This is a genomic window from Hymenobacter sp. BRD128 (assembly GCF_013256625.1).
Taxonomy (GTDB): domain Bacteria; phylum Bacteroidota; class Bacteroidia; order Cytophagales; family Hymenobacteraceae; genus Hymenobacter.
Window position 1 is genome coordinate 2,513,043 of record NZ_CP053908.1, and the last position, 21,614, is coordinate 2,534,656.

Annotated in this window: 20 protein-coding genes and 2 tRNA genes; 10 read left to right on the forward strand and 12 right to left on the reverse strand. The window is 60.8% G+C overall.

Annotated elements, in window-relative coordinates:
• Positions 1-16 precede the first annotated feature (16 nt).
• On the forward strand, positions 17-1,486 hold the full coding sequence (locus GKZ68_RS11175; protein ID WP_173114639.1) for a glutamate synthase subunit beta: 1,470 nt from the start codon (positions 17-19) through the stop codon (positions 1,484-1,486).
• Between the two features lie 61 nt (positions 1,487-1,547).
• On the opposite strand, the gene GKZ68_RS11180 is transcribed toward GKZ68_RS11175, so the two are convergent.
• The 4 genes from GKZ68_RS11180 to GKZ68_RS11195 form a co-directional block, all read right to left on the reverse strand.
• Positions 1,548-1,970, reverse strand: a complete 423-nt coding sequence (locus GKZ68_RS11180; RefSeq protein WP_173114642.1) for a hypothetical protein — start codon at positions 1,968-1,970, stop codon at positions 1,548-1,550.
• A gap of 112 nt (positions 1,971-2,082) precedes the next feature.
• Positions 2,083-2,913 (reverse strand): phosphatase PAP2 family protein, encoded by an 831-nt coding sequence (locus tag GKZ68_RS11185; RefSeq protein ID WP_173114645.1) that lies wholly within the window; start codon positions 2,911-2,913, stop codon positions 2,083-2,085.
• 142 nt (positions 2,914-3,055) lie between these two features.
• Positions 3,056-3,916 carry an urease accessory protein UreD gene (locus GKZ68_RS11190; RefSeq protein WP_173114648.1) on the reverse strand — a complete coding sequence of 287 codons (861 nt, stop codon included), beginning with the start codon at positions 3,914-3,916 and terminating at the stop codon, positions 3,056-3,058.
• Positions 3,917-3,950: 34 nt separating this feature from the next.
• Positions 3,951-4,364 carry a hypothetical protein gene (locus tag GKZ68_RS11195; RefSeq protein ID WP_173114651.1) on the reverse strand — a complete coding sequence of 138 codons (414 nt, stop codon included), beginning with the start codon at positions 4,362-4,364 and terminating at the stop codon, positions 3,951-3,953.
• A gap of 261 nt (positions 4,365-4,625) precedes the next feature.
• On the opposite strand from GKZ68_RS11195, the gene GKZ68_RS11200 reads away from it, so the two are divergent.
• On the forward strand, positions 4,626-6,251 hold the full coding sequence (locus GKZ68_RS11200) for a T9SS type A sorting domain-containing protein (RefSeq protein WP_173114654.1): 1,626 nt from the start codon (positions 4,626-4,628) through the stop codon (positions 6,249-6,251).
• Between the two features lie 221 nt (positions 6,252-6,472).
• Positions 6,473-8,389, forward strand: coding sequence for an alpha-amylase family glycosyl hydrolase (locus GKZ68_RS11205; RefSeq protein WP_173114657.1), 1,917 nt, complete (start codon positions 6,473-6,475; stop codon positions 8,387-8,389).
• A 106-nt stretch (positions 8,390-8,495) separates the two neighbouring features.
• Here the strand turns inward: GKZ68_RS11205 and GKZ68_RS11210 are convergent, their stop codons facing one another.
• Entirely contained in the window at positions 8,496-9,125 is a 630-nt protein-coding gene (locus tag GKZ68_RS11210) for a nitroreductase family protein (RefSeq protein WP_173114660.1), read from the reverse strand.
• Positions 9,126-9,273: 148 nt separating this feature from the next.
• Here GKZ68_RS11210 and GKZ68_RS11215 point away from each other — a divergent pair, with 148 nt between their 5' ends.
• The 6 genes from GKZ68_RS11215 (at position 9,274) to trpS (ending at position 15,494) form a co-directional block, all read left to right on the forward strand.
• Positions 9,274-11,112, forward strand: a complete 1,839-nt coding sequence (locus tag GKZ68_RS11215) for a glycosyltransferase (RefSeq protein WP_173114663.1) — start codon at positions 9,274-9,276, stop codon at positions 11,110-11,112.
• Between the two features lie 93 nt (positions 11,113-11,205).
• On the forward strand, positions 11,206-12,081 hold the full coding sequence (locus GKZ68_RS11220; protein ID WP_173114666.1) for a DUF4198 domain-containing protein: 876 nt from the start codon (positions 11,206-11,208) through the stop codon (positions 12,079-12,081).
• 117 nt (positions 12,082-12,198) lie between these two features.
• The gene (locus GKZ68_RS11225; RefSeq protein WP_151089188.1) at positions 12,199-12,573 is read left to right on the forward strand and encodes an STAS domain-containing protein; all 375 of its coding nucleotides are present in this window, start codon (positions 12,199-12,201) and stop codon (positions 12,571-12,573) included.
• Between the two features lie 160 nt (positions 12,574-12,733).
• Entirely contained in the window at positions 12,734-13,651 is a 918-nt protein-coding gene (locus GKZ68_RS11230; protein WP_173114669.1) for a ribonuclease Z, read from the forward strand.
• Between the two features lie 2 nt (positions 13,652-13,653).
• The gene (locus GKZ68_RS11235; protein WP_173114672.1) at positions 13,654-14,403 is read left to right on the forward strand and encodes a queuosine precursor transporter; all 750 of its coding nucleotides are present in this window, start codon (positions 13,654-13,656) and stop codon (positions 14,401-14,403) included.
• Positions 14,404-14,522: 119 nt separating this feature from the next.
• A complete protein-coding gene (gene trpS, locus GKZ68_RS11240) occupies positions 14,523-15,494 on the forward strand; it encodes a tryptophan--tRNA ligase (RefSeq protein WP_173114675.1) in 972 nt (323 codons plus the stop codon).
• 38 nt (positions 15,495-15,532) lie between these two features.
• Here the strand turns inward: trpS and GKZ68_RS11245 are convergent, their stop codons facing one another.
• Complete coding sequence (locus tag GKZ68_RS11245) at positions 15,533-16,342, reverse strand: hypothetical protein (protein ID WP_254243968.1); 810 nt, start codon at positions 16,340-16,342, stop codon at positions 15,533-15,535.
• 226 nt (positions 16,343-16,568) lie between these two features.
• On the opposite strand from GKZ68_RS11245, the gene GKZ68_RS11250 reads away from it, so the two are divergent.
• Positions 16,569-18,767 carry a S9 family peptidase gene (locus tag GKZ68_RS11250; protein WP_254243969.1) on the forward strand — a complete coding sequence of 733 codons (2,199 nt, stop codon included), beginning with the start codon at positions 16,569-16,571 and terminating at the stop codon, positions 18,765-18,767.
• Between the two features lie 53 nt (positions 18,768-18,820).
• On the opposite strand, the gene GKZ68_RS11255 is transcribed toward GKZ68_RS11250, so the two are convergent.
• The 6 genes from GKZ68_RS11255 to GKZ68_RS11280 form a co-directional block, all read right to left on the reverse strand.
• Positions 18,821-19,180, reverse strand: a complete 360-nt coding sequence (locus GKZ68_RS11255) for a hypothetical protein (RefSeq protein WP_173114678.1) — start codon at positions 19,178-19,180, stop codon at positions 18,821-18,823.
• Between the two features lie 200 nt (positions 19,181-19,380).
• Positions 19,381-19,465, reverse strand: a tRNA-Ser gene (locus tag GKZ68_RS11260).
• 76 nt (positions 19,466-19,541) lie between these two features.
• A tRNA-Ser gene (locus tag GKZ68_RS11265) sits at positions 19,542-19,628 on the reverse strand.
• A 121-nt stretch (positions 19,629-19,749) separates the two neighbouring features.
• Positions 19,750-20,709 (reverse strand): YihY/virulence factor BrkB family protein, encoded by a 960-nt coding sequence (locus tag GKZ68_RS11270; protein WP_173114681.1) that lies wholly within the window; start codon positions 20,707-20,709, stop codon positions 19,750-19,752.
• Positions 20,710-20,786: 77 nt separating this feature from the next.
• Positions 20,787-21,275, reverse strand: coding sequence for a thioesterase family protein (locus GKZ68_RS11275; protein WP_173114683.1), 489 nt, complete (start codon positions 21,273-21,275; stop codon positions 20,787-20,789).
• A gap of 3 nt (positions 21,276-21,278) precedes the next feature.
• Positions 21,279-21,602, reverse strand: a complete 324-nt coding sequence (locus GKZ68_RS11280) for a hypothetical protein (RefSeq protein WP_173114686.1) — start codon at positions 21,600-21,602, stop codon at positions 21,279-21,281.
• Between the last annotated feature and the right edge of the window lie 12 nt (positions 21,603-21,614).

The following is a 21,614-nucleotide window of genomic DNA, read 5'->3' on the forward strand; positions in this document are numbered from 1 at the left end:
ACAACTATAGCTAATCATGGGCAACATCACCGGCTTCAAAGAATACCCGCGCACCGCGCCGCCCAAAGCGGCCCCGACCGAGCGCGTGGCGCACTACCAGGAATTTATCGGCCTCTACCCCGAGCCGGAGCTGCACAAGCAGTCGGCCCGCTGCATGAACTGCGGGGTGCCGTTTTGCCATTCGGGCTGCCCGCTGGGCAACATCATCCCCGAGTTCAACGAGGCAGTGTATCGGCAGGACTGGCGCGAGGCCTACGATATTCTCTCATCCACTAATAATTTCCCCGAGTTTACGGGCCGCATCTGCCCGGCGCCGTGCGAGTCGGCGTGCGTGCTGAGTATTCACAGCGCGCCGGTGGTCATTGAGGAAATCGAGAAGCACATCATCGAAATTGCCTTCCAGAAGGGCTACGTGCAGCCCACCGCACCGGTGCTGAAAACCGGCAAGCAGGTGGCCGTGGTGGGCTCGGGCCCGGCCGGGCTAGCGGTGGCAGCGCAGCTCGCCGAGGCGGGCCACACCGTCACGGTGTTCGAGCGCGACCCGCACCCCGGCGGGCTGCTGCGCTACGGCGTGCCCGATTTCAAGCTCGAAAAATGGGTGATTGCGCGCCGCATCAAGCTACTCGAAGACGCGGGCGTGACCTTCCGCTGCAACACCGAAATCGGCCGTGACCTCTCTGCCGATGAGCTGCGGCTAGCCTTCGACGCCATAGTGCTGGCGGGCGGCGCCTCAGCCCCGCGCGAGCTCAACCTGCCCGGCCGCGCATTAAAAGGCATTCACTACGCCATGGAATACCTGACGCAGCAAAACCGCCGCGTGAGCGACACGCCCGTCGACAGCGAGCACATTCTGGCCGATGGCCTCGACGTGGTGGTCATTGGCAGCGGCGACACGGGCTCCGACTGCGTGGGCACCGCCAATCGCCAGCAAGCCAAGTCGGTAGCCCAGTTTGCCATGATGCACCAGCCCGGCGAAGAGCGCCCGGCCCACACGCCCTGGCCGCTCTACCCCACCGTGTTCCGCACCAGCAGCTCGCACGAAGAGGGCTGCCAGCGCTACTGGGGCGTAAATACCAAAGCCTACCTCGGCGACTCAACCGGCCATGTGCGCGCCCTGCTCGTGAGCGACGTAACCTGGGAGACCGACGACCTGGGCCGCCGCATCCGCTTCGAGGAAGTGCCTGGCTCCGACCGCGAAATCCCGTGCCAGCTGGTGCTGCTAGCCCTCGGCTTCACCGGCCCGGCCAATGCCAGCCTTCTCAACCAGCTAGGGGTTAAGCTCGATGAGCGCGGCAACGTGCACGCCCCCGAAACCACCTACCACACCAGCCTGCCTGGCGTATTCGTGGCCGGCGATATGCGCCGCGGGCAGTCACTCGTCGTGTGGGCCATCTCAGAAGGCCGCGAAGCGGCCCGGCAGATTGATGTGTATTTGATGGGCAAAACCAGCCTGCCGACCAAGAATGCGGTGGGGATGTTTGGGTGAGAGTTTTGAAAATTGCTGTAAAAGAGAAACCCCGGAAGCAACCGCTTTTGGGGTTTCTCTTTTACTCTTTGCGGTCAATAACGTCAGTATACCTAAAGTCCATATACGTCAAATCCGTTTTTCCTAACAAATCCTTTCTCATCTCAAGAATTATGTCTCCAACCACTTTCCTACCTTCTATAGGATTAGGAGCCTGCCCATGCCCTTCTTGCACTAATAAAATCAGCCTATTTACTGCTTTCACAACCTCGTCTGAGCTGTAAAGCCATGATTTATATTGCTCTTCGAAAAATATCCTCTTTCTGTCTGAAGACGAAGTACTGCCAACGAATCCCTGAAGGGCAATAATTAAGTTAGAATACTTCTCTTCTTTGAATTTTAAAATTGCTTCTGATTTCTTTGAACGAAGTGCAAAATAGTAACTCACATATCCGCTAATTACTGCCGTCGCAATAGGCAGCAATACAATGATAATATTATCCATTATTTCACCCAATTATTCGGTAGTATGCTTCGCAACTTTCTAAAGTTACAGCAAACAATCATTGATAGCACTCTACTAGCTTTTAGTTCGACAATAGGTTTCATTGGGCAATTTATAATTGCTTGCTTAACAGCAAGCCACTGTAAGAATACCCATTAATATTTACCCCTTGCAATGGCATCATGGAGATGCCCCGGCGCCCGGCCACTTTGTGCAGCTGCGGCACCACCACGCCCATCGTGGCACCCACGGCGTAGCCCACGATATTATCGGAGAGGAAGTGCTTGCCAGCTTCGATGCGGGTATAGGCTACTGCTGCCGGCACCAGAGCCGCTGCGGCCCACACGTAGGGCTGGGCGCGCGAGCCAGGATTAAAATCGTGAAACACCTTGGCGGCGAAGAAGGTAGCCACGGCCGTGTGCGCCGTGTGGCCGGCAAAAAACGCGTTGGTGGCAATGTGGCCATTGCGCAGGTCGCCTCCTTCCGAGCCGTAGAGGTAGGGCCGGTAGCGTGGAATATTGCCGATAGCGGTGGCAAACAGCGCATCAGCGGCGGCCAGGGACTCAATATACAGCACCACTACCTGCCCGTAGCGACTGCGGGCGGCCGGGTTCAGCGCCAGCAGGCCGGGCGCGATAACCAGCGTAGGATAGCACAGCAAGTCGCCGGCCGTCTGGAAGCCCGTGCTATAGTAGCCGGCCGAAAAGCGGTCGAAGGCCGGAATGTCGTTCTTATTGAGCGTGGCCAACTCAGCGTTGGTAAGGCCACTGCGTTGCTGCGAGCGGTAGAGGCCAAAGGCGCTCACGGCCGCCTCGCCCACAATAACGGGCGCCTCAACGGCGAAGCGGGTACGGTAGGGCGAAGGGGCCTGCTGGGCGCTGGCCGGCTGGGCGGCGGCCAGGCTCAGCGTGCCGGCCAGAATCGGGGCGAAAAAGTGCTTCATATCTAACAAAAGAAAGCCACTCAAACGCAAGGAACCAAACTAAGGTTAAGCCGGCAACTGCACAGTACTTCCGTCGGTTTTCTTCCGCTTTTGGCGGCCCAGCAACCTAGCCAGCTACTGCCTCGGTGTGCATAGCCTGGCTTCAGTACTTGCGCGCTAGGGGGTTGAAACCCAGTAGCTCTTTCTCCGCTAATACCGCCGACATGGCCTGATACACGGGCGCCAGCGCCTGTCGCGAAAGGCCCAGGGCTCGCACCAGCAGTACGTTGGGACGGGCCTGGGTTACGGCCACTACTAGCGGGCGCCCGGCCAGGCTAGCGTGCAAATCTGTTTGGCCAGGTGGCGGCAATTGGCGCAAGGCGGCGGCCAGGCGCCGAAACTGCGCACCGGCCGGTGGCCCCACCAAATAGATGGACAGCGCCGAATGATACGGCCCAAACGTAGCCTGCGAGGTAGCCAGGTGCTCGGCGGGCCGCAGGGCAAAGCGGTCGAGCAGGGCTAGCCGGCCGGCCACGTGCACGCGCAGCTCGGTAGCGAAGGTGGTAAAGGCAAATTTTTCGCCCGCGTCGGTGCGGCCGGCGTGCCACCAGTCGGCCAGGAGCAAGGTGGCCGACTGGGCCAGGTGCCAATGCTGAACCTGGCGGTAGCGGCTGGCGGCCTGGGGCACCAGCGGGTCGGGCAGCACCACGACCAGGGCATTTTCGGCTACGTAGCCTTCGGTTAGCTGCTCGGCCGGCCGGCTATCCAGCGACTTAAAAATGCGCGTATTAGCCTGCGTGGAAAGCAGCAGGCGACTAGCTTCTTCGCAGCGCACGCGCAGCCGGATGCTGTCGCCGGCCAGCAGGCCGCCGCCGTAGCTGGCCAGCACGGCGTGGCAGGCGGGGCTGGCCGGCGCGGCGGGGTTAATAATTTTGAGGGGCTGGATGCTGCGGCTAGCCACCAGCCGCGACTGCTGCCGCACCTGGGCTACCACCAGCTCGCTCCAGGGCGCTTGGTCGGGCATGGGGCAAAGTAACGCCGCACGGGCTCCGGTAACACTATTCGGCCTTGCGCAGCTCTTCGGGCTCGAAAAGACGGGCCAGCTTGCGCTTGCGCTCCACCAGCTGAAAAGTAGCGCGGTCGCGGCTCTCGCTCCAAAAGATATCCGAAATCAGCCCCCGGTGCGCGGGCCGGCCGGGCACGGGCCGCACCTCTTCTACCAGGTCGCCAAAGCCAAAGGCCGGCTTGTTATACAGCTCCTTAAATAGCTCGCCACGCACCAGAAACTGCTGCTCGTCGTAGCGCAGGGTTATCCATTCGCTATCGGCGTCGAGGTCGCTCACTTTCTCAAATACTTTGCCCACGGGCTCTAGTATCTCAAAGGAGCGGCGGTTGGCGGGGTGCAGGTAGCGGTAGCCGTACTCGGGCGACCAAGCATATAACCCAAAAACAACGGGACGGGGACGGGGCATAAACGGCGCAAAGCTAGCGGAGCCGAGCTTATAACAGCGGCGCGCATGCCCTGGTTGTGCCCCCGCCCGAAAACCACCGCACTCCTATCCTACAGCAACTTCGGGGTTGAAGCACGGTGCGGGCTGCCCCGAAGCTGCCCTAATTATACTGACTTGCTAAGATGCCTGAGCTACTAGCAGGTTTCTTATTTATTTTATTAGGAATTTATATTTTAAACAGTGTTTCATCCTAGATTTGCAAAATATCCTCACCTTCTCTTCATGAAGACAATTTTATCCCAACACTTTTCCTGCTCTTATAAGCCCCTGTTGCTGGCGGCTGGCCTGGGTGTCTCGCTGGCTAGCCACGCTCAGTACATGCCCGGCAACCTCGTAGTGCTGCGCGTGGGCGACGGCGTAAATTCGCTGACCAGCACCTCGGCCCCTACCTATCTGGACGAGTACACGCCGGCCGGGGTACTTCAATCTTCTCTGCCCCTTAATAATGCCGCTGGCACTGCCAATAAGCTTACCAATACCGGCAATAGCACTTCGGAAGGCCTGCTAACCCTTTCGGCCGATGGGCGCTATCTGCTCACAACCGGCTATAACGCGGAAGTGGGCCTAGCCACCGTCAATACCACGGCGGCGGCGGTGGTGCCGCGCACCGTGGCCCGCGTCGACGCGAGCCGGAGCGTGGATATTTCGACCGCGCTCACCAACGCCTACTCGGGCGGTAATATTCGCGGGGCCGCCAGCGCCGACGGCACTAGCTTTTTCCTGTCGGGCAGCAATGCCGGAGTACGCTACGCGGGGCTGGGCGCCACTATTTCCAGCGGCATCAGCACCACTATCAGCAGCCCCCGCGTGGTGCGGATATACCGCAACCGGGTGTATTTCTCGACGGGTTCGGGCACCACGCCGGGCATTTACGTCATTGATTTGGCCACGAACACTACTTCGGGGCAAACGGCCACGTCTTTTTTACCCACCGGCATCGGCACCAACTCGGCTAGCCCCTACGGCTTTGTGCTGTTTGACCGCGACCCCAACGTGCCGGGCTTCGACGCGGCCTACGTGGCCGACGACGGCATTGGCACCCCGAGTCCCGGCATTCAAAAGTGGTCGTTTGATGGCAGTGCCTGGACGCTGCAAGGCATCATTGGCTCAGCTTACCGGGGCCTCACGGGCACGCTCAACCCCGATGGCAGCGCGACGCTTTACGCCACCACCAACACCTCGGCCGGGGGCAACCAGCTGGTGAGCGTGACGGATGTGAATGCCTACAACGCGGTTCCCAGCACCACGGCCGTGACCGTGCGCGTCACGGCCATTGCGCGCGCGGCCCTGCGGGGGGTCGAGTTTGCGCCTGGTACGGTGGTGGTGCTGCCGGTGGTGCTCACCGGCTTTGCGGCGGCGCGCACGGCAGCCGGCGTGCAGCTGCGCTGGGCCACGGCTTCGGAAGCCAACAGCGCGCACTTTAAGGTAGAGCGTAGCCTCGATGGGATAGTCTTTAGCCACATTGCTACGGCCGCGGCGGCCGGCACCTCCCAGCGGCCCCGCGCCTACGCTCACCTCGATGCGGGGGCTCCTACCGGCCCGCTCTACTACCGCCTGCGCCAGCTAGACCTCGATGGTACTGCCCACTACTCGCCGGTAGTGGCCGTGAGCGGCAGCACCCCTTCCGGGCTAGCCCTCAGCCCCAACCCGGTGCGCGAAAGCCTGCACCTAACTACTACCGCAGCCACTGCCTACACGGTGCGCACCGCCCTGGGCCAGCCAGTAGCTCAAGGCCTTACCGCCGAAGGCGCGGCTACCATCAGCGTGGCTAGCCTGCCGGTGGGCGTTTATTTCCTCGAGCTGCACACCGGTATGGGCCGCGTAGTCCAGCGGTTTGTAAAAGAATAGCCTGCCTCCATTTTACCAGGCTAGCCAGGGCACATACCGGCCCGGCTACTCGGCGTAGTAGCAGCTGCTGACTTTGCTAGCAGACCCGTGACTTTCGCTAGCTGGCTTAGCGGCCGCCGGGCGCAGCATATCCTAATCCGGTTAGCGCCGTAAGAGGAGGCCTATCCGCTGGCCGCGCCAGTGAGGCTCAGTAGTAAGAGCCCGCGCGGCGGCTTTTTTTTATGCCTACCCCCAGCTTACCCAAATCCAAGCCCGCTCCTGCTGCTAAAAAGGCTGCCCCGGCCGCCACCCCCCAAACCGCTTCGGCCGCCTCGACCAAAGCCGTTGTTTCTGCTGCCAAGCCTGTTGTTGCCCAGCCCGTGCGCGATGGTTTCGGGGCCTTGCCCCACGCCCAAGGCACCACGTTTCGAGTGTGGGCCCCGGCCGCCAGCGCCGTGTCAGTTATCGGCACTTTTAATAACTGGGACAAAACCGCTAGCCCTTTGCAAGCCGAGGAAGGCGGCAACTGGGCCGCCGACCTGCCCGGTGTGAAGCCCGGCGCCGGCTACAAGTTCGCGCTGCAGACCCCGGCCGGCGAACTCACCCGCAACGACCCCTACGCCCGCGCCGTCACCAACTCGGCCGGCCACTCGCTGGTGTTCGACCCCTACGATTTTGACTGGGAAGGCGATAACTTCCAGATGCCGGCCTGGAACGACCTCATCATCTACGAGCTGCACATCGGCACTTTTAACGCCAAAGAAGCCGGCCACCCCGGCACTTTCCGCGACGTCATCGAGCGGCTAGGCTACCTGCAGGGGTTGGGCGTGAACTGCATCGAGATAATGCCGGCCACTGAGTTTCCGGGAGCCTACTCGTGGGGCTACAACCCGTCGAACCCCTTCGCGCTGGAAAGCGACTACGGCGGGGCCGAGGCCTTTCGTGAGTTGGTGAAGGCCGCGCACCAGCACGGCATTGCCGTGATTCTGGACGTGGTGTACAATCACTTTGGCCCCGGCGACCTCGACCTCTGGCAGTTTGATGGCTGGCAGGAAAACGACGGCGGCGGCATTTATTTCTACAACGACTGGCGCGCCGAGACGCCTTGGGGCCACAACCGCCCCGACTACGGCCGCCCCGAGGTGCGCCGCTACATCCGCGACAATGCCCTGATGTGGCTCGAAGACTACCACTGCGACGGCCTGCGGATGGATGCCATCGCATTTATTCGCAACGTACACGGCGAGGAAGACCCCGGCGCCGACCTGCCCGACGGCTGGAGCCTGATGCGCTGGGTAAACGAGGAAATCAAAGCCCGCCAGCCCTGGAAAATTACGATTGCCGAAGACCTGCGCTCAAACCCCGCCATTACGGGGCCGCTGGAGCACGGTGGCGAGGGCTTCTCGGCCCAGTGGTCGGCCTCGTTTATTTATCCTATGCACCAGGCCCTCACGGCCTTTGCCGACGCCGACCGCGATATGCACGCCGTGGGTCGCGCCATCTGCACCGCTTACAATGGCGATGCTTTTCAGCGCGTTATCTACACCGAAAGCCACGATGAGGTAGCCAACGGCAAGAGCCGGCTGCCCGAAGAAATTGCCCCCGGCAACGTCGAAAGCTACTTTGCCAAGAAGCGCATGGTACTTGGCGCCGCGCTTACGCTCACCTCGCCCGGCATTCCGATGCTGTTTCAGGGGCAGGAATTTCTGGCGCCCGGCTCATTCAATGATACCGAGCCGCTGAACTGGGCCTGGGCCGAGGCCCACGCCGGCCTCACCCAGCTCTACCGCGACCTCATTGCGCTGCGGCGCAACCTGCGCGGCACTACGCCCGGCCTGCGCGGCCAGGGCTGCCACGTATTGCACGTTAATAATACCGACAAGGTAATTGCCTACGCCCGCTGGGACGGCAGCCCCGACAACGCCACCGTGGTTATTGCCAATTTTGCCAATCAGGCCCACGAAAACTACACCGTCGGCCTGCCCGCCGATGGCGAGTGGACGGTGCGCTTCAACTCCGACTGGGCAGGCTACGATGCTGATTTTCAGAATTTTCCCTGCTTCGGCACGCAGGCTGTAGGTGGGGAGTACGACGGCTACCCGCAGCACGGTAGCTTCGCGCTCGGGCCATATGCCGTGGTAGTCCTGTCGCGCAGCTAAGCGCAAGGTTTCGCGAAGTAAAAAGAGGTTTCGCTAGGGTGACTTGGAGGGCATTACCCCACCAGCCACCCTAGCGAAACCTCTTTTTACTTCGCGAAACCTTGCGCTAAACCGGCGCCTGGTCGTAGCGCTCGGTGGTGAGCTGCGGCCAGCCACCTTCAAACACGTACTCCGCTAAGGGCTTGCGCCCGCGCGGAGCCACTTCGCGCGCACGCAGGGCGTCGGGCAGCTGGTCGAGGGCGCCGGGGTAGCCGATGGTGAACACGGCCACAATCTCATACTCGGCCGGGATGCTGAAGCTAGCCCGCACGGCATCTTGCGAGAAGCCCGCCATCTGGTGAATTTGCAGGCCTAGCTCCACGGCCTGCACCGCCAGGGTGGCCGTGGCCTGGCCCACGTCGTGCACGGCGTAGCGGTTGGGGTTGCCATCGTGCGAAAACGTGGTCTTGGCCAGGCTCGCGGCCAGCACGGGGGCATTCTTTACCCACACCTGGTTGTACTCGCCCAGGGCACCCAACAGTTTAGCGAACGCCTCGGGGTGCGTCTCCTTACTGCCCACCAGGTAGCGCCAGGGCTGCTCGCCAAAGCACGAGGCGGCCGAGCCGGCGGCGGTAAAAAGCTGCTGGATTACCGCGGTCGGCACGGGCTGGCTGGTGTAGGCGCGCGGGCTGCGGCGCTGGGTCAGCTGCGGCAAGATGGGGTGCTCGGTGGGGAGTACGTTGGTGAGGTCGGACATAAAAAATGTTTCGTTTGACGGTCCTAAAGCTAATCGGCAGACTTTATGTTTTGGAGAAAGCACCGCTGCCGCGCGCTTTTTCGCGTAGGAATAACTACCGGGCCGGCTTACCTTGCCGCGCCTATTTCCCGCTCGTTCTCCCCTTGCTATGCAGCCTCAGCCCCACGCGCCCGAAGTTCTGTTTCCCGATTCCTTATTAATAGAAGTAGCCTGGGAGGTATGCAACCAGGTAGGCGGCATCTACACCGTTATCCGCTCGAAGGTGCCGGCCACTATGCCGGCCTGGGGTGGGCGCTACTGCTTGCTGGGGCCTTACTTTTCGCAGCAGGCCCAGGGTGAGTTTGAGGCCTACGACGACGACCAGCTGGCCGGCATGAACGACCCCTACGCCCAGGCCGTGCGCACGCTGCGTGCGCAGGGCATGGACATCTGCATCGGGGTGTGGCTCGTGACGGGCCGGCCCCGCGCCGTGCTCATTAACCCGTTTCAGAAATACGGGGAGCTAGCCGCGCTGAAAAGCGACCTTTGGCGCGACCACAAGATACCCTCGCCCGATAACGACGACCTGCTGCACCAGGTCATTGCCTTCGGGCACCTGGCCACGCAGTTTGTCGAAACCGTGGCCCGCCAGACGGTAGACCAGTGGAAGGTCATCACCCACTTTCACGAGTGGATGACGGGCGTGGCCATTCCGGAGCTGCGCCGCCGGCAGGTGCCGGCGCACCTGCTTTTTACGACGCACGCGACGCTGCTGGGCCGCTACCTGGCCATGAACGACCCCAACTTCTACGACAACCTGATGCTCGTAGACTGGCGCGCCCAGGCCCGGCACTTCAACATCGAGCCGGCCGTGAGTATGGAGCGCGCCGCCGCCCACGGCAGCCACGTGTTCACCACCGTGAGCGAGCTAACGGTGCGCGAGTGCATCTATTTGCTGGATAGAATACCCGATGCGGTGCTGCCCAATGGCCTGAATATCGAGCGTTTCGTGGCCCTGCACGAGTTTCAGAACCTGCACAAGCTCTATAAGGATAAAATCCACGAGTTTGTGATGGCGCACTTTTTCCAGAGCTACTCCTTCGACCTCGACCAGACGATTTACCTCTTCACCTCGGGCCGCTACGAGTACCATAACAAGGGCTTCGACCTCACGCTGGAGGCGCTGGCCCGCCTCAACCACCGCTTGCAGGCTAGCGGGCTCGAAGGCCAGGTGGTGATGTTTTTTATCACCAAGCGCCCCTACACCAGCATCAACCCGCTGGTGCTGCAAAGCCGCGCCCAGCTAGAGGAAGTGCGCCAAACTTGCCGCGCCATCGAGGAGCAGGTAGGCGAGCGCTTGTTTTATGCCGCCGCCGCCAGCCAGGACCACCGCCTGCCCGACCTCGACAACATGGTGGATGACTACTGGAAGCTGCGTTACCGGCGCGGCCTGCAAAGCTGGAAAACGTCGTCGCTGCCGTCCGTTATCACCCATAATCTGGTAAATGACCAGGACGACGACATTCTGAATTTTGTGCGCCGGGCCAATCTCATCAACCACCGCCACGACCGGGTAAAAATAGTGTATCACCCTGATTTTGTGAGCACTACCTCGCCCCTGTTTGGCATGGACTACGGGCAGTTTGTGCGCGGCTGCCACCTCGGCGTGTTCCCGAGCTACTACGAGCCCTGGGGTTACACGCCGCTCGAATGCGTGGCGCGCGGCGTGCCGGCCATCACCAGCGACCTCTCGGGCTTTGGCGACTACGTGCAGAAAAACGTGCCCGAGCACGAGGACAAAGGCATTTTTGTGGTGCGCCGCCAGGAGCGCAGCTTCGACCAGGCCGCCGAAGAGCTCACCGACATGCTCTGGAACTTCGTGCTACTGAGCCGCCGCGAGCGCATCAGCCAGCGCAACCGCGTCGAGAGTTCGGCCGATATTTTTGACTGGAAAAATCTGCGCGTGTATTACGACCGGGCCTACGCGCTGGCCCTGGAGCGGCAGTAAGTGGCTCATGCAGTGTTGCGGGGTGTTACAGCGCAGTGTTTTATAGTGAAAGAACACGCCGAGGCACTGGCTGTAACGCTGCGTAAAAACCATATGCGCAAAATCCTTCCGCTCCTTTTACTTGCTACCGCTGCCCTGGCCCGCGAGGTGTGGCTAGCCCCGGCCAGCTACCGCGTGGCCGTGGGAACGGCCGTACCAGTGCGCCTGCTGGTGGGCGACACTTTCGCCGGCCAGGCATGGCCCCGGCCCACGCGCCGGGTGGCACAATTCGTGCGCTACGGCCCCGGCGGCGCAGCCGACTCGACCGACCTGCGCCCCGCGCTACTGGCCGACTCGCTAGCCCCGGCGCTACGCTGTCCGGCACCTGGCACGCACGTAGTAGCCCTCACTAGCTGGCTAGCCTTCAGCGAGTTGCCCGCCGAGCAGTTCACAGCCTACCTGCGCGAGGCGGGCCTGGGCAATGCCTTGCGCCAGCGCCAGGAAGCCGGGGAGGCCGCTACCAAGCCCGGTCGCGAAGCTTACCGCCGCTGCGCCAAGGCCTTGGTGCTGGCTAGCCAGCCGCCAGCGGCCCGCTTACCAGCGGCTACCGGCGATACTGCTTTTCGCCGGGTGCTGGGCCTGCCGCTGGAACTGGTGCCTGAGCAAAACCCTTACCGCCTGCGGCCCGGCGCGGGCCTCACCGTGCGGGTACTGAGCCAGGGCCAGCCGGTGCCGGGCGCGCTGGTGCAGGTGTGGCAGGCTAGCCCGCCTACTGCCAAACCAACTGCGACATTACCGGTTACTCATTTCACTACGCACACCAATGCCCAAGGGCGGGTGCTCCTGCGCCTGCCCGGCGCCGGGCCCTACCTGCTGGCCACCGTGCGCATGGAAAACGCGCCGCCGGCCCTGGCCGCGCGAGCCGACTGGCTTAGCACCTGGGCTACGCTCACCTTCGGCGGGCCCGGCGCACCGTCTAAAGCCTACTAGGCCCAACCCGCCAACCAGTTAGCTTTATGCTTTCGGCCGGGCTTCATTTCGCGTTTTCCTTTTTCTTCCTACCTTCGCCACTCTGCATCCAAATCTCATTCTCCCGCCGCGGTTTTTATGAAGTACTCCATCGATAAAAAAGAGAGCTACACCGTCATCACTATTGATGAAAAAAAGCTCGATACTACCGTTGCGCCTGACCTAAAATCGGAGTTTGTAAAGCTCAACGCTGAAGGCAGTAACAACTTGATACTCGACCTACAAAACGTAAAATATACCGACTCGTCGGGCCTCAGCAGCATCCTCATTGCCAACCGCCTGTGCAACTCGACGGGCGGCCTGCTGGTGCTCACCGGCCTGCAAGACCACGTACTCAAGCTCATCACTATCAGCAAGCTCGAATCGGTGCTGCACATCCTGCCCACCGTGGAAGAAGGCATCGACCGCATCTTTTTGCACGCCATTGAGCGCGACCTGACGGACAAAGAATAGCTTTTTTTAGCTGTTAGCCGTTAGCTATTGGCTGTTAGCTTTTCGTCTTGCGACGGGAAGGCTGATGCCAACAGCTAGCGGCTATACTTTTTTCGCACGTTTCGCACTGGCTCGCGGCGCCGAATGCTGCCCGCCAGCGGCGATGAGCTAAGCGCTTATCATGCAATTTGAGCTTCAAATTTTGGGCAGCGGCTCGGCTACGCCTATGGTGGGGCGCCACCCCACGGCGCAGCTGCTGGCCGTGGGCGAAGGCCGCTACCTCATCGACTGCGGCGAAGGCACCCAGCTGCGGCTGCTGGAGCACCGCCGGCGCCTCAGCTCGCTGCGAGTCATTTTTATCTCGCACCTGCACGGCGACCATTATTTTGGGCTGTTTGGGCTGCTCAGCACCCTGCATCTGCAAGGCCGCCAGGAGCCACTAACGGTGGTAGGGCCGCCCGGCCTAGAGCTGGTGCTCACTACCCAGGCCATGCACTCGCAGATGCAGCCGGGCTACACTATCACCTTCGTACCCGTCGATACCGAAATTCACGCCGTGGTGTATGAGGATGCGCTGGTGCGGGTGTGGTCCCTGCCGATGCGCCACCGCGTAGCGTGCAGCGGCTACTTGTTTGAAGAGCCGCCGCGCCGCGACAAGCTGGTAAAGGAGTTGCTGCCCGCCGGCCTCACCCCTACCGAGCTGAGCCAGCTAGCCCAGGGCCACGACCTGCCCGCCGATGAGGCTACCAGCCGGCCGGCCCTGGCCCACGCCGCTGTATCGGTGCCGGCTGCCGCGCCGCGCCGCTACGCTTTCTGCTCCGATACCCGCTACCAGCCCGAGCTAGCCGAGCTAGTGCACGGCGTCGATTTGCTGTATCACGAGGCCACGTTTCTCGATGACTTGCGCGAGCGGGCGGCTACCACCTACCACAGCACAGCTCGGCAGGCCGCCACGCTGGCCCGCGAGGCCGAAGTGCACCGCCTGCTCATCGGCCACTTCTCGTCGCGCTACCGGCAGCTCGAAGGACACTTGGAGGAAGCGCGCGCCGTTTTTGCCTGGACTGACCTGGCCACTGAAGGCTTGGTTGTGAGCGTATGAGTATGCCCGCCACCTACGCCCACAAAAAACAGCAGCTTTACCTCGTGCTGAGCGGCATTTTTCTGGTAAATGCGCTGCTGGCCGAGATTATCGGCGTCAAAATATTTTCGGTCGAGAAGACTTTTGGCCTCAGTGGCAACCTCACGGCCGGGGTGCTGGTGTGGCCGGTCGTGTTCATTACCACCGACGTTATCAACGAGTACTTCGGGCGCAAGGGCGTGCTGCGCATCACCTTTCTCACGGTGGGGCTCATTTTGTACGCCTTCCTGGTTATTCTGGGCACAACCAAGCTCGTACCGGCCGATTTCTGGCTCGACCTTAATAAGACCGATGCGCAGGGCCGCCCTTTCAATATTGAGTTTGCCTACCAGAGTATTTTCCGGCAAGGGCTGGGCATTATTATCGGCTCGCTAGTCGCCTTCATTATCGGGCAGGTGCTCGATGCCAGCGTGTTTCAGCTGTTTCGGCGCATCACGGGCAGCAAGTATATCTGGCTGCGGGCCACGGGCTCGACGCTCATTTCGCAGCTTGTCGACAGCTTCGTGGTGCTCTACGTGGCGTTTTACCTGTTCGGCAACTGGTCGATGGCCCAGGTGCTGGAAGTAGCCCGCTTCAATTACTGGTATAAATTCGCGGCCGCCATCCTGCTCACGCCGCTGCTCTACCTGGCCCACTACGGCATCGACCGCTACCTCGGCCCCGCCGAAACGACGGAATTGCAGGAGGAGGCCTTTGTGGATGAAAGTGTGTGAGCCGCAACTTTGTCTTGCTGATGAGAGCACTAGCTCAAGCATTTTTCATCAGACAGTATATTACCCGAGCTTCGCGAACGTGATAAATTGCTTCGCAAGATCAGCATGATAATTATTATATGTCCCGCATCCTCACCGGCATCCAGAGCACCGGACGCCCACACCTGGGCAACCTGCTCGGGGCCATCCTGCCCGCCATCGAGCTGTCGAAAAACCCGGCTAATGAGTCGCTGTATTTCATTGCTGATTTGCACTCGCTTACTACCGTGCGCGACGCTAGCCTGCTGCGCGCCAACACCTACGCCGTGGCCGCCGCGTGGCTAGCCTGCGGCTTCGATACCGAGAAAAATTTGTTTTACCGGCAGTCCGACGTGCCGCAGGTGACGGAGCTGACCTGGTACCTGTCGTGCTTCACGCCCTACCCGATGCTAGCCAACGCGCACAGCTTCAAGGACAAGAGCGACAAGCTATCGGACGTGAACGCCGGCCTCTTCACTTACCCGGTGCTGATGGCGGCCGACATCCTGCTCTACGACGCCGAAGTGGTGCCCGTGGGCAAGGACCAGATTCAGCACCTCGAAATAGCCCGCGACATTGCCCAGGCATTTAATAGCCGCTACGGCGATACGCTGGTCGAGCCGCAGGCGCGCGTCGATGCCGAGCTGATGACCATTCCGGGCCTCGACGGCCAGAAGATGAGCAAGAGTTACGGCAACATCATCGACGTATTCGCGCCCGAAAAGGAATTACTTAAAACCGTGCGCAGCATTATCTCGGACAGCACGCCGCTCGAAGCGCCCAAAAACCCCGATACCGATACCACCTTTAAGCTGTATTCGCTGCTGGCTAGCCCTGCCGAAGCGGCGGATATGCGCGCTAAGTACCTGGCCGGCGGCTACGGCTACGGCCACGCCAAGCAGGCGCTCTACGAATTGATTTTGCGCCGCTTCGCGACTGAGCGCGAGCGCTTTAATTTCTACATGAATAACCTGCCAGAGATTGACGCGCAGCTAGCCATCGGCGCCCGGCGGGCCCAGCAATACGGCGCGGGCGTGCTGGCTAAAGTGCGGGCGAAAGTTGGCTACAGCTAAGCTCTTAATTTATAGCACTATGAAAACCACCATGCATTCTAAAACTGCTGCTGGTTGCTGAAGTTGAAGCCCACCTTGCTACCCCGGCTCACTTGCTGATTTTCAAGCTTTTGTTTCACGCTGATGCGCTGAATCTCGGGCAGCGGCGGGGCGATAAGGTCGTTGTTGACGGCCGCAATCATGGCGCTTTCCACGAACAGGCGCAGCGACTCGGCCGTGACGGTGCTGCGGCTCATGTCGGGGTCGGGCAGTTCCAACTGCTGCACGCCTTCCAGGAAATAGTGGCTGTCGATGTTGATGAGCAGGCGGCCCAGCAGGTAGCCAGGGTCATTGAGGCGCTGGTAGCGAATGCTGTCGGCCATGAAATTATAGGCCATGATGTGGCCGAAGAAGCGCCGCCGAAAATCGGCCTCCACGTAGGGCGTATTGAGCGGACCGAAGTCGTCGGGAAACGTGACGATGTTGGAGTGCATGACAAACACCAGCAGGTCGCCCGAGAAGCGGATGTGAAATTCCATCTCATTGACGGGCAAGCACTCAATCTTCACGCTGGCGTCGGCATCGGTGGTCACCTTCTGGGTCAGCTCCAGGCAGAGCTGCTGCGAGGTTTGGCGCAGCAGCGTAAATGCCGCCTGGGTAGCCCGGAAAATGGCCTGCTTGGCGCTCGACTTTTCGCGCAGGCCCTGAGCAATGAGGTTGAGGCGGTCGGGCGGCAGATTTTCGGTCACCTCGGCCGGCTCAACGAACGGAGCCGGCGGTACTACTTTGGGGCGAACCGTTTTTTTGCGGGTGGCGGGCTGGCCCGCGGGAGCGGCTGGGGCAGGAGAAGCGGCAGCAGATTTAGCCATAGGTTTTACGAAAGAATAGCAGCGCAATAAGACGCCAAACTACGTTACGGAGCAGGTACGTAGGTAGGCAGCCGCAAAGTTTTGGACGTGGCCGGGGCTAGCGACCAATTATTTAGTCGCCAGCCAAGCCACCTATGGGCCGGAGCCGTGTCCTTGCGTGGCCTAGCGGTGGGCCACTGCTGGGCCGCCGATGTAATTTCAACCCTTCAAATCTTATTCCCCAAGCATGATACAGCACACAGTCCGCCAGGCGGGCGTGGCAATGGCACTGCTCCTGGCCGGCACTACGGCCACGCGGGCACAGTTTGGCCCCGGCACGCAGTGGACCAAAGACGGTTACGGCTACCTCAAAACGGAGAAGGACGCCATCGTGCAGTTCGACGCTCGCAAGCCGAGCCAGGCCCTCACCATCCTCAGCGCGCAGCAGCTCACGCCGCAGGGCGCCGCGGCCCCGTTGAAAGTGCGGCGCTTTGCGCTCTCCGAAGACGGCAAGCAGGTGCTGCTCAACACCAATACCAGGAAAGTGTGGCGCTACGACACGCGCGGCGACTACTGGGTCTACGACCTAGCTAGCAAGCAATTAGTCCAGCTCGGCAAGGGTCGGCCCGAGTCGTCCCTGATGTTTGCCAAGTTTTCGCCCGATGGCAAGAAGGTAGCTTACGTGAGCGAGCACAACCTGTATGTAGAAAACCTGGCCGACCATCGCATCACGCAGCTCACGCAGGATGGTACCGACCGCCTCATCAACGGCACCTTCGACTGGGTGTATGAAGAGGAGCTGGACTGCCGCGACGGCTTCCGCTGGGCGCCCGATGGCCAGCGCCTCGCCTACTGGCAGCTCGACGCCACCAAGACGCGCAACTACTTGATGCTGAACACTACGGAGCAGCTTTACCCCTACACCGTGCCGGTCGAGTACCCGGTAGTGGGCCAGGACCCTAGCCGCGCCCGCATCGGCGTGGTGGCGGTGGCCGGCGGCGCTACTAAGTGGATGGACATCCCCGGCGATGCCGTGCAGCACTACCTGCCGCGCATGGAGTGGGCCGGGCCGGGCCAGCTCATTGTGCAGCAGCTCAACCGCCGCCAGAACGAGAGCAACATCATCCTGGTGGACGCGGCCAGCGGGGCCGCCAAAACTATTGCCAGCGAAACCGATAAGGCCTGGATTGATGCCAAGGATGACGCCGTGGGCTGGGACTGGATTGAGGGCGGCAAGCGCTTTGTGTGGAGCAGCGAAAAGGATGGCTGGCGCCACCTCTACGCCATTGACCGCACCGGCAAGGAGCAATTGCTGACGCCCGGCAACTACGATGTTATCAAGGTAAGCACCATCAGCGAGCCTACGGGCACGATTTATTTCACGGCCTCGCCGGCTAATGCCACGCAGACGTACCTCTACAAAGTGCCGCTAAAGGGTGGCAAGGCCGAGCGCGTGACCCCGGCTAGCCTCACCGGCTCGAACAGCTACGACATCTCGCCCAACGGTAAAATCGCGCTGCATACCTTCTCCAATGCCGCTACCTTTCCGGTGGCCGACGTGGTGAGCCTGCCCGCCCACCAGCGCCTGAGCGGCGGCGAGGTTTCGGAGCAGGCGAAGGCGATGAAGCTACCCAGGACGGAGTTTTTCCAGGTGAAAACCGTGGACGGCGTGACGCTCGACGGCTGGATGGTGAAGCCGACCAACTTCGACCCCACCAAGAAGTATCCCATTGTATTCATGGTCTACGGCGAGCCGGCCAGCCAGACGGTAGTGGACCGCTTCGGCACGGGCCTCAACCGCCTCTACCAGGGCAGTATGGCCGATGATGGCTACATCTACGCCTCGCTCGAAAACCGGGGCGCGCCCGCCCCGCGCGGCCGTGAGTTCCGCAAGGCGATTTACCACAACATCGGCGCGCTCAACATCCGCGACCAGGCGATGGGGGCTAGCGAGGTGCTCAAAAACAAATGGGTCGATACCAGCCGCGTGGCCGTGTGGGGCTGGAGCGGCGGTGGCTCCAGCACGCTCAGCCTGCTGTTTCAGTACCCCACCATCTACAAAACGGGCATCAGCATCGCGGCCGTCGACAACCAGCTCAACTACGACAACATTTACCAGGAGCGCTACATGGGCCTGCTGCCCGAGGACCGCCACTTTTTCGTCGACAACTCGCCCCTGGCCCACGCCAAAAACCTGCGCGGCCACCTGCTGCTGGTGCACGGCACCGGCGACGACAACGTGCACTACAACAACGCCGAGCAGATGATAAACGAACTGGTGAAATACAACAAGACCTTCCAGCTCATGAGCTACCCCAACCGCACCCACAGCATTAGCGAGGGCGAGGGCACCAGCCGCCACCTGGCCAGCACCTACACCAAATTTCTGCGGGAAAACTGCCCCCCGGCGGCCGGTAAGCTGGCTAGCCCTAGCGGGCATGCCTGAAAAAGCCCCAGCTCCAGCCAGGAGCTGGGGCTTTTTCAGGAACAGCCGGGGCCTTAGCTGCGCCGCTTGCGCCCGCGAAAGATGCTGCGCGTGGGCTGGGCCCCAGACTGGGCCTGGTTGGCGCGGGGCTGGTCGTTGCGCCCGGTGCCGTTGTCGATATCCCGCTTGGGCACGCCGCTGGGAAATGTAGTAGTAGGAGTTCCGCCCAGGTGCTTGTCGGTATAGCCTCTGGGATAAGCAGGTACGGCAACGGGCGGCAGCGTACTACCGGGCTTGCCAGCGTCGGAAACACTGCCTGACACCGGCACATTGGGTGCGCTAGCAGCAGGAGTGGTTGCGCGCGGCACCTGCGCCAGGGCAGGGCTAGCAGCGGCCAGAGCCAGCAGTGGGATAAGCAGTAAGAAATTACGCATAAGCAGTCGCCGGGCCGCTAGGGTGCGGCCGGCGCTGGCTCCTTGTACGGTAAACTGGCGGAAACAGTCCCGTTGCGCCCGTATTCTGAGTATAGGAAAGCGGCTGCAAGGCTCGTCGCTCACAACTGAAATAATCAGCATCATTGCCATACTCGCAGGCACAAAAAAGCCCCTGACGCAATGCCAGGGGCTTTTTATTGCAGAGGAGGAGGGATTCGAACCCCCGGACCTGTTACAGTCAGCGGTTTTCAAGACCGCCGCAATCGACCACTCTGCCACTCCTCTAACACAATAAAATGGTAAAACGGCAACTTGGCAAAGCGTGGAAGCTACTTTGCCAAGATACTATTTCACCATTTCGCAGAGAGGGGGGGATTCGAACCCCCGATACCCTTGCAGGTATAACGGATTTCGAATCCGTCGCATTCGACCACTCTGCCACCTCTCTAAAGGTCCCAAGTTGAGTGGTTGGGGCTGCAAAATTAGCTTGAAATTCGGAATGAGAAATGGAGAATGAAGAATTTTACTTGGGTTTTCAGCTAGTTCCCTCAAAATCAATTCCTAATTCTTCATTCTTCCTTCTTCATTATCGCCAGCCGGCCCGTTACGGCGTCGATGCTCACGTTGACTTCAAACCCGATAATGAGCGTCATGCACACAAACTCCAGCCACACCATGAAGCCGACCAGCGCCCCAATGGAGCCGTAGAAGTGGTTGTAGGAGTTGAAAATGCGCACGTAAAGCGTGAACAGAAACGACACCAGGAAGATGAGCAGCGTGGCCACCAGCGCCCCCGTCGAGATAAAGGGCCACTTATCATGCACCGGCGGCACGAAGTAATAGATGACGCAGGTAGTGGTGAGAAACAGCCCGATGAGCGAGCCGTAGCGCAGCACCAGAATCATAAACTCGGTGGAACTTTCGGGCACAATTTCGTAGAATACCAGCGCGTCAATGATGAACGTGCCGAAGAAGATGCCCGCGATGGCAATGACCAGAATGAGGGCTAGCATAAACGTGAGCCCGGTGGCAATGAGGCGCTTATGAAAATACCCGCGATGCTTGAACCACGGGTATTTCTTCTCAAACGCATCGAGCAGGGCCATAATGCCATTGCTGCTGAGCACCAGGGCCGACACAAACCCGAACGACAGCAAGCCGCCGTGCGGAATGCGCACAATATCCTCGATGGTGCCCGCCGTGGCCGAGTACAGCTCGTGGGGCATGATGTCGGCCAGAAATTGCAGGATGTCCACGTCCAGGTTGGGCACCGGGATGTACGGAATGAGCGTGAACAAAAAAATAATGGTCGGAAACAGGGCCAGCGTAAGGTTGAAGGCCATGTAGGCGGCGCGCTTTTCGAGCGAGTCGAGGCGCAATTCGTGCATCACCCGGTCGCCCACGTCATACACCGAAATGCGGCCCCCGCGCATGCGCTGGCGCTTGCCCCACGCCATGAGCGTGCGGTAGGCGCGGTGGCGGCGCACATCGGGCAGCACGGCGCGGCGGCGGGCGGGTGGGGCGTGCATGAGCAGTAGCGCGGACTTTGCGATAGCCGGATAGTTTAGTTCGCAAGTAACACCAAACGCGGACTACGAAGTCCGCGCTACTTGCCAAAGGCGGCCGGGGCGGGCGCGTCGCCGGGCGTGGCGCGGCCGGGGCCGAGCGGCAGGTCAGCTTCGCTCTCCGAAAAATACGGGGCTAGCTTTTGGCGCACGCCATCCGGAATGGGCACCGGCCGGCCGGTAGCCGTGCTCACAAATACCATGAGCGTGTAGCCTTCGGTGAGCAGCTCGCTAGCCTCGTTGCGGATTTCGTACTCGAATTTTACCCGGGAGCCTTCGGCTAGCTCGCGCAGCATAACGCGGATGGTGAGCAGGTCGTCGTAGCGGGCGGGGCGGCGAAAGCGGGTGTGCAGCTCGCCCACCGGCATGCCGACCCCCTGCCCTTCCAGGTCTTTGTAGCGAATGCCCAGCTGCCGAAACGACTCGGTGCGGGCCACCTCAAAGTACGCCGCGTAGTTGCCGTGGTAGACATAGCCCATCTGGTCGGTTTCGGCGTAGCGCACGCGGATTTGGATGTCGGACTGGTACATGGTTTATTCAGTTTCCTCGGCTAGTCCGTAAAGCTCGACCAAGTTTAGCAGGTGATGGCCGTAAATTTTCACTTGGTTCACGTCAATAACAATAACGAAAAATACGTTTTTGTCTTCCGTAGCAATCAAAACGTGCTCGTAGCGCCCAGTTGGGTTTAGGTAGACGTACGCTACATCGGCAAGCTCAAAGCTCTCTAAATCAGCCTGCGGAATGGCATCGACGTAGGGCCAAATATCCACTATTTGCTCAGCCGTTGTCGTAACGTCTTGCATAGGAGCCTGAAACGTATCGTTGAACGCTTCGGCAGATAGCCGGTGGGTATCCATAGCCTAGCCAGC